13 protein-coding genes are annotated in these 13,623 nt (G+C 69.2%); 7 read left to right on the top strand and 6 right to left on the bottom strand.

The window, feature by feature from the left end; genetic code table 11:
* Positions 1–145 precede the first annotated feature (145 nt).
* Positions 146–754, top strand: coding sequence for a hypothetical protein (locus J7E25_RS14315; protein ID WP_214870831.1), 609 nt, complete (start codon positions 146–148; stop codon positions 752–754).
* Between the two features lie 82 nt (positions 755–836).
* Here the strand turns inward: J7E25_RS14315 and J7E25_RS14310 are convergent, their stop codons facing one another.
* Positions 837–1,130, bottom strand: coding sequence for a helix-turn-helix domain-containing protein (locus J7E25_RS14310; RefSeq protein WP_214870830.1), 294 nt, complete (start codon positions 1,128–1,130; stop codon positions 837–839).
* A gap of 121 nt (positions 1,131–1,251) precedes the next feature.
* Between J7E25_RS14310 and J7E25_RS14305 the strand changes: the two genes are divergently transcribed.
* The 3 genes from J7E25_RS14305 to J7E25_RS14295 are packed head-to-tail and all read left to right on the top strand — an operon-like array spanning position 1,252 to position 4,659.
* The gene (locus J7E25_RS14305; protein ID WP_214870829.1) at positions 1,252–1,881 is read left to right on the top strand and encodes an SAF domain-containing protein; all 630 of its coding nucleotides are present in this window, start codon (positions 1,252–1,254) and stop codon (positions 1,879–1,881) included.
* A 1-nt stretch (position 1,882) separates the two neighbouring features.
* Positions 1,883–3,130, top strand: a complete 1,248-nt coding sequence (locus J7E25_RS14300; protein ID WP_214870828.1) for a regulator — start codon at positions 1,883–1,885, stop codon at positions 3,128–3,130.
* A gap of 35 nt (positions 3,131–3,165) precedes the next feature.
* Positions 3,166–4,659 (top strand): sensor histidine kinase, encoded by a 1,494-nt coding sequence (locus J7E25_RS14295; protein ID WP_214870827.1) that lies wholly within the window; start codon positions 3,166–3,168, stop codon positions 4,657–4,659.
* 56 nt (positions 4,660–4,715) lie between these two features.
* Here J7E25_RS14295 and J7E25_RS14290 read toward each other — a convergent pair whose 3' ends face one another.
* Positions 4,716–4,964, bottom strand: coding sequence for a WhiB family transcriptional regulator (locus J7E25_RS14290; protein WP_056730333.1), 249 nt, complete (start codon positions 4,962–4,964; stop codon positions 4,716–4,718).
* Positions 4,965–5,165: 201 nt separating this feature from the next.
* Between J7E25_RS14290 and J7E25_RS14285 the strand changes: the two genes are divergently transcribed.
* Positions 5,166–5,657: a hypothetical protein gene (locus J7E25_RS14285; protein WP_308164582.1), complete on the top strand. Its 492-nt coding sequence runs from the start codon at positions 5,166–5,168 to the stop codon at positions 5,655–5,657.
* A 3-nt stretch (positions 5,658–5,660) separates the two neighbouring features.
* Here J7E25_RS14285 and bcp read toward each other — a convergent pair whose 3' ends face one another.
* The 3 genes from bcp to aroA all read right to left on the bottom strand — a co-directional run bounded on the left by bcp (position 5,661) and on the right by aroA (position 8,616).
* The gene (bcp, locus tag J7E25_RS14280) at positions 5,661–6,137 is read right to left on the bottom strand and encodes a thioredoxin-dependent thiol peroxidase (protein ID WP_214870826.1); all 477 of its coding nucleotides are present in this window, start codon (positions 6,135–6,137) and stop codon (positions 5,661–5,663) included.
* Positions 6,138–6,205: 68 nt separating this feature from the next.
* The gene (gene rsgA / locus J7E25_RS14275) at positions 6,206–7,249 is read right to left on the bottom strand and encodes a ribosome small subunit-dependent GTPase A (protein WP_214870825.1); all 1,044 of its coding nucleotides are present in this window, start codon (positions 7,247–7,249) and stop codon (positions 6,206–6,208) included.
* A complete protein-coding gene (aroA, locus tag J7E25_RS14270; protein ID WP_214870824.1) occupies positions 7,246–8,616 on the bottom strand; it encodes a 3-phosphoshikimate 1-carboxyvinyltransferase in 1,371 nt (456 codons plus the stop codon). The genes rsgA and aroA overlap by 4 nt, the downstream gene beginning before the upstream one ends.
* Positions 8,617–8,725: 109 nt before the next feature.
* Between aroA and J7E25_RS14265 the strand changes: the two genes are divergently transcribed.
* Complete coding sequence (locus J7E25_RS14265) at positions 8,726–9,358, top strand: sigma-70 family RNA polymerase sigma factor (RefSeq protein ID WP_214870979.1); 633 nt, start codon at positions 8,726–8,728, stop codon at positions 9,356–9,358.
* Complete coding sequence (locus J7E25_RS14260; protein ID WP_214870823.1) at positions 9,355–9,612, top strand: zf-HC2 domain-containing protein; 258 nt, start codon at positions 9,355–9,357, stop codon at positions 9,610–9,612. Before J7E25_RS14265 ends, J7E25_RS14260 begins: the two co-directional genes overlap by 4 nt.
* Positions 9,613–9,700: 88 nt before the next feature.
* On the opposite strand, the gene J7E25_RS14255 is transcribed toward J7E25_RS14260, so the two are convergent.
* Entirely contained in the window at positions 9,701–13,588 is a 3,888-nt protein-coding gene (locus J7E25_RS14255) for a multifunctional oxoglutarate decarboxylase/oxoglutarate dehydrogenase thiamine pyrophosphate-binding subunit/dihydrolipoyllysine-residue succinyltransferase subunit (protein ID WP_251039138.1), read from the bottom strand.
* Between the last annotated feature and the right edge of the window lie 35 nt (positions 13,589–13,623).

The raw sequence follows: 13,623 nt of genomic DNA, 5'->3' as shown, positions 1-13,623 counted from the left end.
CGGCCAGGGGACAGGATCACCCCCGATCGGGGGGCGTTCGGAAATCCTTGACTGAACCGTATTGACGCCGCCGAGCACTGTCAAGAGAATTCGGCGCCTGTGGAAAACGAACCGGCGATCCCCGGTCGCGCGGTAGCGTCGCTGCATGCGCTGGGACCTGCTGTTCGACGATCTCGAGTCGCAGCTCGACCAGGAGCAACGCGACGAGGAGCGCGCGCTCGCGATCGAAGAGGAGCGCCTGCGACTCGGGCGCCTCACGTTGCGAGATCGGCTGTCGGCGATCGCGAGCGCCGACGGCGACGACCGCCATGACCCCACGGCGAGCGTGCGCGTGGAGTTGCAGGGCGGCCGGATCCTGGCACTCCGTCCGCTCGCATTCGGGCGCGACTGGATGAGCGCCGAACTGAGGGAGCCCGGGCGCGGCGGAGCGCAGTGCATCGTTCCCCTCGGTGCGATCGCCGCGCTGCTGCCCACGCGAGCCCAACTCGACCCGAGCCTCGAGCCGCTGCCCGAATCCTCCGCGAGGCTCGCCGAACGCATCGGCCTCCCGTTCGTGCTGCGCGACCTGTGCCGGCGGCGCACGCACGTGCAGCTCACGACCGTCGACGGCGTCTCGCACGGCACCATCGACCGCGTTGCCCGAGATCACATCGACCTCGCCCTCCACGACGCCGACGCGCCCCGGCGGGAGCGCGAGGTGCAGGGCTATCGTGTCGTGCCGCTCGCGCGAGTGCTGCTCGTCGCCTTCCGCTGACCGCAGACCGCCGACGGATTCCGGGGCCGCGAGTTCGTGGGACGGATGCCGCGGCCGAGGCGCCGCAGGCGAAGGAGCGTGCTCAGTCGACGGGGCGCACGCGACCGGAGCGAACGCCTGAGAGCTCGACGACGTTCGCGAACTCGCCCTGGTTCCACAGCGAATACCGACGCGTCTCCTCGTATTGCCCCTCGATCCACACTTCGAGCTGAACGCGCTCGATGCGCCACGGACCGGAGGTGCCGACGCGGATCGCGGGCAATTCGCCCGAACGGATCAGCTCGTCGACCGTCGCGACGTCGACGGCGAGGATCTCGGCCGCGTCGGCGATGGTGAGGAACCGGCCGATCTCGTCGCCCGAGCCTGGAGAGGTCATGTCTCGATTATCGACCTGTCGCCGCGGGCGCGGTGCGAATGTGGATAACTTCTGGGCGTCCTCTCTGCTTCGGGTGACGATGGGTGCGGCGCGAGCGCGCCCCGGTGAAGGGAGCAGGCCGATGGCACGTCGACAGGAACGCGGTGAACGGGGGTCCCTCCGCCTCGATCCGCGTCTCATCATCGGCATGGTGCTCATCGCCGGCTCCACGCTCGGCGTGTGGGCGCTCATCTCGGGGCTCGACGACGCCGCAGAGGTCTACGTCGCACGTGAGACCCTCACTCCCGGCACCCGCATCGATGCAGGCGATCTCACCTCCGAATCGGTGCGACTCGGTGCCAGTGCGTCGCAGTACCTCGCGCCCGGCGACGTGCCGGAGGGCGGCCTTGTCGTGACCCGCACGGTGCAGGCGGGTGAGCTCGTGCCCGGCTCCGCCGTCGACCAGGAGGATCGCACCGGCCTGGCGACGATCGTCGTGCCGAGTCGCGGCCCACTGCCCACCGAGTTGGCAGCAGGCTCGAGCGTCGACGTCTGGACGGCGCGACAACTCGAGGGCGGAGCCTACGAGCCACCGGCGGTCCTCGTGTCGGGCGCCGAGATCGCGGGCCTCGTCGAGAGCGAGGGCATGGTGGCATCCGAGAGCGTCTCTGTAGAACTGCTCATCCCGCGCGAGAAGGTCGCGGCTCTCCTCCAGGCGCTCGCCGCCGGCGACGCCATCGACCTCGTTCCGGCTCGCGCGAACGGGCGCTGAGATGGCCAGGCTCGCCCTCGCGCTCGACGCCGCCACTGAAGACCGGCTCCTGGCCGACCTCGTCGAGCACGGCCACACGGTCGTCGCGCGCCTCGTGGGCTGGCGAGACCTCCTCGAGAGCCTCGACGTGCTCGCGCCCGATGTCGTCATCGTCGGGGCCGGCCGCGGCACCCTGAGCGCCGAGCTGCTCGAGGCGTGCGACGAACGCGGCATCCGTCTCATCGGGCTCGCCTCCGGCGATGCCGAACGGTCGCACGCGGCCCACCTCGGCTTGCACGAGGTGCTCGACCGCTCGGTCGCCTGGCCCGAGGTCGAGGTGCTCGTGAGCGGGGGAGTGCCGGTGCCGTCGCGACTCGGCGAGACGAGCGCGCGACCCTCGAGGGCGGCATCCGTCATCGCCGTCTGGGGGCCTGCCGGAGCACCCGGCCGAACGACCATCGCCGTGAACCTCGCCGCAGAGATCGCCGCGGCGGGGCACACCGTCGCGCTCGTCGACGCAGACCCCTACGGCGGTGCGGTCGCGCCCTCGCTCGGGTTGCTCGACGAGGCGCCGGGGTTCGCGTCCGCCTGCCGGCTCGCGGGGGCCGATGCGCTCGATCGCGCCGAACTCGAACGAATCGTGCAGCGCTACTCTGCGCCGCGAGCGTCGTTCAGCGTCTTCACCGGTCTCGTCGGGCCGAGTCGGTGGCCAGAACTCTCGCGAGAACGGGTGACGGCGGCGCTCGGCGCCATCCGGGCGTGGGTCGAGTACGTCGTCGTCGATACCGGATTCAGCCTCGAGCACGACGAGGAGCTCACGAGCGACCAGTTCGCGCCGAGGCGCAACGCGGCGACCTTCGCCACCCTTGCCGCAGCCGATCGCGTCGTCGCCGTGGGGCTCGCCGACCCCGTGGGACTGTCGCGCCTGTTGCGCGGCCATGGGGAGCTCATCGACCTCGTCGAACCCGAGCGGGTCGACGTCATCGTCAACCGGGTGCGCACGAGCGCGCTCGGCATCGACGCGCACAGCCAGGTGCGGCAGACGCTCCGTCGCTTCGCCGGCCTCGGCGACGCGACGCTGCTGCCGCACGACGGCAAGGGGGCGGATGCGGCGATCCTCACCGCTCGCACCCTGCGCGATGCAGCACCGCGCTCTCCGCTGCGCGCAGCCATCCGCGACTACGCGTTCGACGCGCTGTTGCCGGTCCCCGAGCCGGCACGGCGCAGCGGGTTCGCCTTCCCGCCAATCCGGCGGCCTGCCGCGGGCTGAGCAGGCGGGCACCGGAGCACGACTACGCTGGATCTGTGTCGACCCTCAGTGATCTCGTTCTCGCCCAGGGCCGCAGCAGTCAGGCCGATGTCGATTGGCTGCACATGCTCGTCGGCGACCTGCAGCTGCTCGCCGACCTCGCATTCGCCGACATCGTGCTGTGGGTGCCATCCGGACCCGATGGCTTCGTCGCCGTCGCACATGCGCGACCTTCGAGTGCGGCGACGCTGTTCTACCGCGACTTCGTCGGCCAGGAGATCAAGCCGCAGTGGCACGATCTCGCCACACAGGCATTCGGGAGCGCCCGCATCGTCGACTCGTCGGCCCCCGACTGGTACGAGGAGATGCCCACTCGAGTGCGGGCCGTGCCCGTCATGCGGCGGCTCACGTCGACCGGCACGAAGCTCGCCGACGAGCCGGTCGCCGTCATCACCCGGCACACGAACCTCGGGGCGACACGTACGCCGAGTCGTCAGGAGCTCACCTTCAACGAGTGCGCCGAGGAGCTCTTCCAGATGATCGCCTCGGGCGACTTCCCCGATCTCGGCGCCCCGACCGGTCCGCGACGCGGCGCCCCGCGAGCGTCAGACGGGCTCATCCGCCTCGACGTCGACGGCACCACGACCTTCGCAAGCCCGAACGCACTGTCGGCGTTCAACCGCATGGGCTTCGACGACGAACTCGAGGGCGAGTCGCTCGCCGAGGTCAGCACCAAGATCCTGAGCGGCAAGCTCGTCATCGACGAGTCACTCCCGCTGGTCGTCACGGGTCGTGCGCCGTGGCGCACCGATGTGGAGTCCCGCGGGGTCACCGTCTCGTTGCGGGCGATTCCGATCCGGCACCGGGGCGAGCGCATCGGTGCCATCGTCTTGAGTCGCGACGTCACCGAATTGCGCCATCAGGAGCAGGAGCTCATCACGAAGGACGCGACGATCCGCGAGATCCACCATCGCGTCAAGAACAACCTGCAGACCGTCGCATCGCTCTTGCGCATCCAGGCCCGCCGTACGCACTCCGATGAGGCTCGAGAAGCCCTCACCCAGGCGATGCGGAGAGTCGGCGCGATCGCGGTGGTGCACGACACCCTCTCGGAGGGGCTCAACCAGAACGTCGACTTCGACGCGGTCTTCGACCGGGCGCTGCTCCTCGTAGCTGAAGTCGCCTCGGCGCACAACACGACGGCCCACCCGAAGCGCTCAGGCTCGTTCGGCGTCCTTCCGAGCGAGTACGCCACTCCGCTCGCGCTTGCGCTCACGGAGCTCGTCACCAACGCGGTCGAACACGGCCTGGCCGGGCAGGAGGGCGATGTCGAGATCACCGCCGACCGGTCGCCGACGACGCTCACCGTGCAGGTGCGCGACACCGGCTCCGGCCTGCCCGAGGGCAAGGTCGGCGAAGGGCTCGGCACTCAGATCGTGCGCACGCTCATCCAGGGCGAGCTCGGCGGCACGATCGACTGGCACACGGTCGTCGGACGCGGCACCGAGGTGACGATCGATGTGCCGCTGCGGTGGATCACGCCGGCGTAGCCGGCGCCCCAGCAGGGATTGGGCGCCGCCCCAGCAGGGTCAGGCGCCCAGTAGGGTCAGGAAGCCCTACGCGCGCGAGCGGCGCGGCGCTTGAGCGCGCGACGCTCGTCTTCACTCAGGCCACCCCACACGCCGGAGTCCTGACCGGTCTCGAGGGCGTATTGCAGGCAGATCTCCGTGACCGTGCACCGCGCGCAGACAGCCTTCGCCTTCTCGATCTGGTCGACTGCGGGACCAGTGTTGCCGACCGGAAAGAAGAGTTCCGGGTCAGCCGTGAGGCAGGCGGCTTTGTCGCGCCAATCCATGGAGATGCTCCTTGCGTACTTCGATTGCAGACGCGCATGCGTGCGCTGCCGGGGCTCCGGCTGTGCTGCAGGGGGGAAAGGCCGAATCACGGGAAGTAGGATCATGACTGATCAGCTCACGTCCCTGTGAGCATCAACTCGGCCTCATAAATGGTCGCATAGCGGAGAGATCGAATCAATAGCCGTGTATGGGATAACGCTGTGAATCAAGGCGCTGACGGGCACCACGACGAGGGAGAGGACGCCGCCGCCGCGGCATCCGGAACACCATCTGAAAGCGGGACGCCTCCCGACAGCGGGGTGCGCGCCGCCCTGGTCGTCGTGAGCACGTTGCTGCTGCTCGAGGCGGCTGCGCTCGTCGCGGTGGTCGTGTGGCTGCTCGTCGATCTCATCGTCGCGCAGCCGTCGTCGTATGCGACGGCCATCGCACTGATCGTGCTCGTCGTGCTCGGCGCGATCTGGGTCGGTGCGGTCGCCATCGCCTCGCTCCGGCGCGCACCGTGGTCGCGCGCGTCGGCGATCGTCTGGCAGATTCTGCAGCTCTCGATCGCCGTCGGCGCGTTCCAGGGTCTGTTCGCACGACCCGACATCGGATGGCCGCTGCTCGTGCCCGCCATCACCGTCATCGGGCTGCTGTTGTGGACGCCCGTACGCCTCGCGTACTCCCGCCCCGAAGACCTGCCCGCTTCGTGAGGCTCAGGCGTCGAGGCCGAGCTCACGGCGCAACCGCGCCACGTGCCCGGTGGCCTTCACGTTGTAGAGGGCTCGCTCGATTCGGCCGTCTTCGCCGATGACGAACGTCGAGCGGATGGAGCCGATCACGATCTTGCCGTAGAGCATCTTCTCGCCCCAGACGCCGTACCGCTGCTGCACGGCGAGCTCCTTGTCGGAGAGCACCGTGAAGTTCAGCCGGTCACGCTCGGCGAAGCGCTTGAGCTTCGGGACGTCGTCTTTCGAGACGCCGAGCACGCGGATACCGGCGCTCGCGAACGAGTTCAGATTGTCTCGGAAGTCGCACGCCTCGGTGGTGCAGCCGGGCGTCATCGCCTCGGGATAGAAGTAGAGCACCACCTTCGAGCCGCGCAGCGACGAGAGCGTGACCGGCTGGCCGTCCTGGTCGTCGAGCGTGAAATCGGGCGCGAGATCCCCGGTGGTCAGTCGTGCATCGGTCATCCCACCATGCTAGGCACGGCCGGCTGGCAGTCGGCTCCGGATGACGCCACCGGTCGGTTCCCGGCGACTCAGGCCGCGGCGAAGGTGCCGAGCAGGCGCTGCAGGGAATCGAGGCGTGCCCGCCCGGTCTCGCCGAGCTCACCGGCTTCGACGGCCTCGTTCATCGCGCAGTCGGGTGCGTCGGGGAGATGCGTGCAGCCTCGCGGGCAGCGCTCGGCGATGCGCGCGAGGTCGGTGAAGGCGCCGAGGATGTTCTCGGGATTCACGTGGCCGAGCCCGAACGAGCGCACGCCCGGAGTGTCGATCACCCACCCCGAACCGTGGTCGGTGACGACGCGGAACGAGATCGTCGACGACGACGTGTGTCGGCCGCGGCCGGTCACCTCGTTGACTCGGCCGATCGCGCGTTCGGCGCTCGGCACGAGGGCGTTGACGAGGGTCGACTTGCCCACGCCCGAGTGCCCCACGAAGACCGTGCGATGGCCGATGAGCGCTTCGGTGATCTCGACGAGCGGCATTCGCTCGGTGCTGCTGAGGAAGACCGGCAGGTCGAGGCCGGCGAAGTTCTCGAGGAAGACGGCCGGGTCGGCGAGGTCGGTCTTGGTGATGCAGAGCAGCGGCTGGATGCCGGCGTCGAACGCGGCGACGAGGTAGCGGTCGACGAGCCTGATGCGCGGCTCGGGATTCGCGGCGGCCACGACGATGAGCATCTGGTCGGCGTTCGCGACGATGACGCGCTCGACCTCGTCGGTGTCGTCGGCGCTGCGGCGAAGGAGCGTCGAGCGCTCGCCGATCCGCACGATCCGGGCGAGAGTGCCGGCTTCGCCCGTAGTGTCGCCGACGAGATCCACGTGGTCGCCCGTGACGACCGACTTGCGACGCAGTTCGCTCGCACGGGCTGCCGTGATCTCGCGCTCGTCGGACTCATCCTCGTTCAGGAGCACCGCGTACCGACCGCGATCGACGCCCAGCACCGACCCGGTGACCGCATTGGCATGCTCGGGACGCATCTTGCTGCGGGGCCGGCTTCCGCGCCGGCTCGGCCGCACCCGGATGTCGGACTCGTCGTACTCGGGCTCGTCTTCCTCGTCGTCGGAGCTCCACCAGCTCATGCGAGCATCCGCTCCCAGAGCTCCGTGAACTGGGGGAGGGTCTTGCCCGTCGAGGCGATGTCGTCGACGACGACGCCCGGCACGGCGAGGCCGATGATCGCCCCGCTCGTGGCCATGCGGTGATCGGCATATGCCCGCCACGGCCCGGCATGGAGCGCCGCCGGCTCGATGCGCAGCCCGTCGTCGAGTTCGGTGACGTTGCCGCCGAGGCCGTTCAGCTCGGCTACGAGTGCCGCGAGACGGTCGGTCTCGTGATGGCGGATGTGGCCGATGCCGGTGATCGTGCTCGGCTCGTCGGCCAGCGCCGCGAGGGCGACGAGGTTCGGTGCGAGCTCGCCGGCCTCACTGAGGTCGAGCTCGACCCCACGGATGCCGCGGCCGCCGTCTGCCGTGCGTTCGGGCGCGTGCACCGTCACGCGGCCGGGCTCGCGCTCGACTCGCGCGCCGAACTGGGGCAGGAGATCGACGAGTTGCGCGCCGACCTGGGTGGTCTCGGATGGCCAGCCCGTGATCGTGACCGAGCCGCCCGCCACGAGCGCCGCGACGAGGAACGGCGCGGCGTTCGAGAGGTCGGGTTCGATGTCGACGTCGACTGCCGCGATGGGGCCGGGAGAGACGATCCAGCGACCGGTTTCGGGGCTCGAGACGTCGACGCCGCGGACGCGCAGCGTCTCGATGGTCATCTCGATGTGCGGCAGGCTCGGCAGGCGCTCACCCGTGTGCCGCAGGTCGAGTCCGTGGTCGAACCGGGCCGCCGAGAGCAGCAGTCCCGACACGAACTGGCTCGACGCAGAGGCATCGATCTCGAGCGCTCCGCCCTCGACGCGGCCGGTGCCGTGCACGGTGAACGGCAGGGTGCCGCGGCGGTCGTCGTCGAGATCGACGCCGAGCGCGCGGAGGGCCTGGATGGAGGCCGCCATCGGCCGCCGCCTCGCACCCTCGTCGCCGTCGAAGGTCGTGGGCCCGAGCGCGAGTGCCGCGACGGGGGGCACGAACCGCATGACCGTGCCGGCGAGCCCGCAGTCGATCGTCGTCGAGCCGAGGAGCTCATCGGCGGGGATGACCCGGAGATCGTCGCCGAACGCGCCGGATCCTGGCTGGCGCTCGAACCCCGTGCCGAGCGACCGCAGCGCCTCGATCATGAGCTCGCTGTCGCGGGACCAGAGCGGAGCACGCAACACCGACGGCCCATCGGCGAGCGCGGCGAGTACGAGCTCGCGATTCGTGAGCGACTTCGACCCGGGAAGGTCGAGCACGGCGGAGACCGGGCGCACGGCGACCGGCGCCCGCCATCCGTCGTCCGTCTCGGTCTGCCTCGCTTCACCGTACGGATCGAACTCGGGTGCGGAATACCTCGAAATCTGCATCGGTTATCAACAGTAGCGTCAGCCGACGCGGAAGGAGATGGTGCGCGTGTCGCCTGCAGTACTCGAACGCCCGACGGTCGCCCTGTTCGACGATCTAGGATTGCCGGTGATGACTGCCGACAAGACCGATCCCACACCGACTGACGAGACTCGGCCCCTCGGCGAGCTCTTCGAGGAGCAGGCCCTGCCCTTTATCGACCAGCTCTACGCTGCGGCGCTGCGCATGACGAAGAACCCCGCCGATGCGCAGGACCTCGTGCAGGAGACGTTCGTGAAGGCCTTCGCCGCGTTCGCGCAGTTCCGGCAGGGCACGAACCTGAAGGCGTGGCTGTACCGCATCCTCACCAACACCTTCATCAACAGCTACCGCAAGAAGCAGCGCGAGCCCTACCAGGGCACGATCGACGAGCTCGAGGACTGGCAGCTCGGCGGCGCCGAGTCGACGACCGCCAGGGCGAGCCGCTCGGCCGAGGCCGAGGCGATCGACCACCTGCCCGACAGTGCGGTGAAAGACGCCCTGCAGGCGCTTCCCGAAGACTTCCGGCTCGCCGTGTACTTCGCCGACGTCGAGGGCTTCTCCTACCAGGAGATCGCCGACATGATGAACACACCCATCGGGACCGTGATGAGCCGCCTGCACCGTGGCCGCCGGCTGCTTCGCGAGTCCCTCGCCGACTACGCCCGCGAACAGGGATTCGCGGCCGACCAGCCGGCGCGCCAACCCACCAGGAGCAAACGATGACCGACTGCGGTTGCGAGAAGGCCAAGGCCGAACTCGAGGAGTACCTGCACCACGAACTGCGTCGCGAGGATGCGGCAGACATTCGTGAGCACGTGGAGAGCTGCGCCGACTGCCGGGCAGAGCTCCGCGTCGGCGTCGCGATCACCGAAGTGGTGCAGCGGGCGTGCCGTGAGAGCGCGCCCGAAGAGCTGCGCACCATCGTGCTGAGCCGCATCCGAGACATCCAGTCGGGTCACGGCATACTCGTCGACTGACGAACCGCGTTCGCCGCACTCCTCTGCGAACGACGAAGGCGAGCGGATGCCGCGTGGCATCCGCTCGCCTTCGTTCGTCGTCTCGGGGTTACAGCGTCGTCGCGCGGCGCACGAGCTCGGCCTGCTCGATCGAGTGGCGCTTGGCGGATCCCGTGGCGGGTGACGCGGCGGCGGTACGGGCGACGACCGTGACCGGCCGCGGGCCGAGCTTGTTCGTCTCGATGATGAAGTACGGCCACGCGCCCTGGTTCTCGGGCTCGTCTTGCGCCCACATGAGCTCGGCGTCGGGGTAGGCGTCGGCGACGGCCTTCAGCTCGACTGCGGGTAGCGGGTAGAGCTGCTCGAGGCGCACGACGGCGATCTCGGGGTTCGGGTTCTTCTCGAGCTCCGCCACGATGTCGTAGTAGATCTTGCCCGAGAGGAACACGACTCGCTTGACCGCAGCCTTGTCGGTGATGCGGGCGTCGTCGATCACGGGCTCGAACCGGCCGCTCGTGAAGTCGGCGACCTCGCTCGTCGCGCCCCGGAGGCGCAGCATGGCCTTCGGGGTGAAGACCACCAGCGGACGTCGCGGGCGCTGGTAGGCCTGGCGGCGCAGCAGGTGGAAGTACGACGCGGGTGTCGAGGGCCGCGCGACCGTCATGTTGTTCTCGGCGCAGAGCTGGAGGTACCGCTCGATGCGGGCGCTCGAGTGGTCGGGGCCCTGGCCCTCGTAGCCGTGGGGGAGGAGGAGCACGACGCTCGAGCGCTGGCCCCACTTCTGCTCGGCCGAGGAGATGAACTCGTCGATGATGGTCTGCGCGCCATTGGCGAAGTCACCGAACTGCGCCTCCCACAGCACGAGCGCATCGGCGCGTTCGACCGAATAGCCGTATTCGAAGCCCATCGCGGCATACTCGCTGAGCAGCGAGTCGTAGATCCAGAACTTGGCCTGGTTGTCGGAGAGGTTCTGCAGCGGCAGCCACTCCTGCCCGTTCGCACGGTCGTGGAGCACGGCGTGGCGCTGCACGAACGTGCCGCGGCGCGCGTCTTGACCGGCGAAGCGCACCGGCGTGCCCTCGAGCAGGAGCGAGCCGAGTGCCAGGAGTTCGCCGAAGCTCCAGTCGATGTTGCCGTTGCGGCTCATGTCGAGTCGCTTGGTGAGCAGCTGCTGGATCTTCGGGTGCACCGTGAAGCCCGCGGGCTTGTTGTTGAACGCGTCGCCGACGGCGTAGACGACATCGGTGGAGACACCGGTGGTCTCGAGCTCGCCCGTGGGCGGGGCCTCGGGTTCGTGGCGGGAGTCGGTCGCGCCGACGATCGGGATCGCACCCGTCTGCGCTGCGTGCGTCTCGGCGAAGGCGCGTTCGAGGCGGTCCTGGAAGTCGCGGTGCGCTTCCTCGTATTCCTCTTCGGTGATGTCGCCACGACCGACGAGCGCCTCGGTGTAGAGCTTTCGGACCGAGCGCTTCGCCTCGATCAGGTTGTACATGAGCGGCTGCGTCATCGAGGGGTCGTCGCCCTCGTTGTGGCCGCGACGGCGGAAGCAGACGAGGTCGACGACGACGTCGCGCTTGAACTCCTGGCGGTACCGGAACGCGAGCTCCGCGACGCGAACCACGGACTCGGGGTCGTCGCCGTTCACGTGGAAGATCGGGGCTTGGATCGTCTTCGCGACATCCGTCGAGTAGATCGACGAACGTGCGTCGCCCGGCACGGTGGTGAAGCCGACCTGGTTGTTCACGACGACGTGGATCGTGCCGCCGGTGCGGTAGCCCCGCAGCTGCGACATCTGCATCGTCTCGAACACGACGCCCTGCGCGGCCATCGCGGCGTCGCCGTGGATGAGGATCGGCAGCGTGGAGAAGGTGCCGATGGGCTTTCTGTCTTGCTTGGCGCGCACGATTCCCTCGAGCACGCCGTCGACGGCTTCGAGGTGCGAGGGGTTCGCCGCGAGCGAGACCGGAACCTGGTGGCCGTCGTCGGCCGTGAAGGTGCCCGACGTGCCGAGGTGGTACTTCACGTCGCCCGAGCCGGCGAACGACTTCTGCTCCTGCGTGCCCTCGAACTCGCGGAACACCTGGCCGTAGGTCTTGCCGGCGATGTTCGTGAGCACGTTCAGGCGGCCGCGGTGCGCCATGCCGATGGCGACCTCGTCGAGGCCCTCCTTCGCGGCGCCCTGCAGGATCTCGTCGAGGAGCGGGATGACGGACTCGCCGCCCTCGAGGCTGAACCGCTTCTGGCCGACGTACTTCGTCTGCAGGAAGGTCTCGAACGCCTCTGCCTCGTTGAGCTTGCCGAGGATGCGCATCTGCTCGTCGTGGGTGGGCTTCTCGTAGCTGCGCTCGACCTCGCCCTGGATCCACTTGCGCTGCACCGGGTCTTGGATGTGCATGTACTCGATGCCGATCGTGCGGCAGTAGGAGTCGCGGAGCACTCCGAGGATGTCGCGCAGGAGCGCCGTGCGCTTCTCGCCGAACCCGCCCGTGACGAATTCGCGGTCGAGGTCCCAGAAGGTGAGCCCGTGGCTCGCGATGTCGAGGTCGGGGTGCGAGCGCTGCACGTACTCGAGAGGGTCGGTGTCGGCCATGAGGTGGCCGCGCACGCGGAAGGAGTTGATGAGCTCCTGCACTCGGGCCGTCTTGTCGATCGCACTCGCGATGTCGACCGAGATGTCGGGGGCCCAGCGGATCGGCTCGTAGGGGAGACGGAGCGCGGCGAAGATGTTCTCGTAGAAGCCGCGCTGCCCGATGAGAAGCTCGTGCACCTTCTTCAGGAACTCGCCGGAGCCCGCGCCTTGGATGACACGGTGGTCGTACGTGGACGTGAGCGTGATCGTCTTGCCGATGGCGAGGTTCGCGAGGGTCTTCTCGGACGAGCCCTGGAACTCGGCCGGATACTCGAGCGCGCCGGCGCCGATGATGCAGCCCTGGCCCTTCATGAGTCGCGGCACCGAGTGCACGGTGCCGATGCCGCCGGGGTTCGTGAGCGAGATCGTGCCGCCCGAGAAGTCGTCGGCCTTCAGCTTGTTCTGGCGTGCGCGCTGCACGAGGTCTTCGTAGGCGGCCAGGTACTCGTTGAACGACATCGTCTCGGCGCGCTTGACGGCAGGCACGAGCAGGGCGCGGCTGCCGTCGGGCTTCGGGAGGTCGATCGCGATGCCGAGGCCGATGTGGGCGGGCTTGACGACGCTCGGCTTGCCATCGGGTTCGGCGTAGTAGACGTTCTGGGTGGGGAATTCCTTCAGCGCCTGGATGATCGCCCAGCCGATGAGGTGGGTGAACGACACCTTGCCGCCGCGTGAGCGACGGAGGTGGTTGTTGATCACGATGCGGTTGTCGATCATGAGCTTCGCGGGGATCGTGCGCACGCTCGTCGCGGTGGGCACCGAGAGGCTCTGGTCCATGTTCGCCGCGAGCGTCTTCGGCAGGCCCTTCAGGGCCACGATCTCGTCTTCGCGTTCCGACTCGACGACGGGCTGCGGGCTCGTGATCGGCACGTCGGCCGGCACGGGTTGCGTGCGAGGGGCGACCGAGGTGGTGCGCGCCTCGGGGGTTTGCGTGATGACCGGCATGGCAGCGGTGATCGGCGCGGGCTCTGCCGGTGCTGCACCCGCAGCGGGAGCGGGCTCTGCCGGGGCGACGGGCTCGGCCGGCGCGGCCGGCACCTGTGCGGCGGGCGCCTGTGGGACGGGTGCCGGCGCGGCCGATGCCGGAGCGGGAGGTGCCTGAGCGGCGGGCGGCGCCTCCGAGGGCGCTGCTTCAGCCGGCGCGGCCTCAACGGGCGTGGGGGCCTCAGGGGCAGGCCCGGTGGAATCCGGCGCGGCGGGCGCGGCAGGCGCTGCCGCTTCGGTCGCGCCGGCGGCGGAAGGAGCCTGTGCCGCTGCGGTCGTGCCGTCACCGTTGCCCGCGCCGGTGCGAATCTGGCGGTAATGCTCGAGCACCGGCCACCAGGTCTTGTCGACCGATTCAGGGTCGGCGAGGAACTTCTCGTACATCTCGTCGACGAGCCACTCGTTGGCTCCGTACTCCG

Source organism: Agromyces sp. ISL-38 (assembly GCF_018613935.1).
GTDB lineage: Bacteria > Actinomycetota > Actinomycetes > Actinomycetales > Microbacteriaceae > Agromyces.
This window is presented reverse-complemented; position numbering and strand designations above follow the sequence as displayed.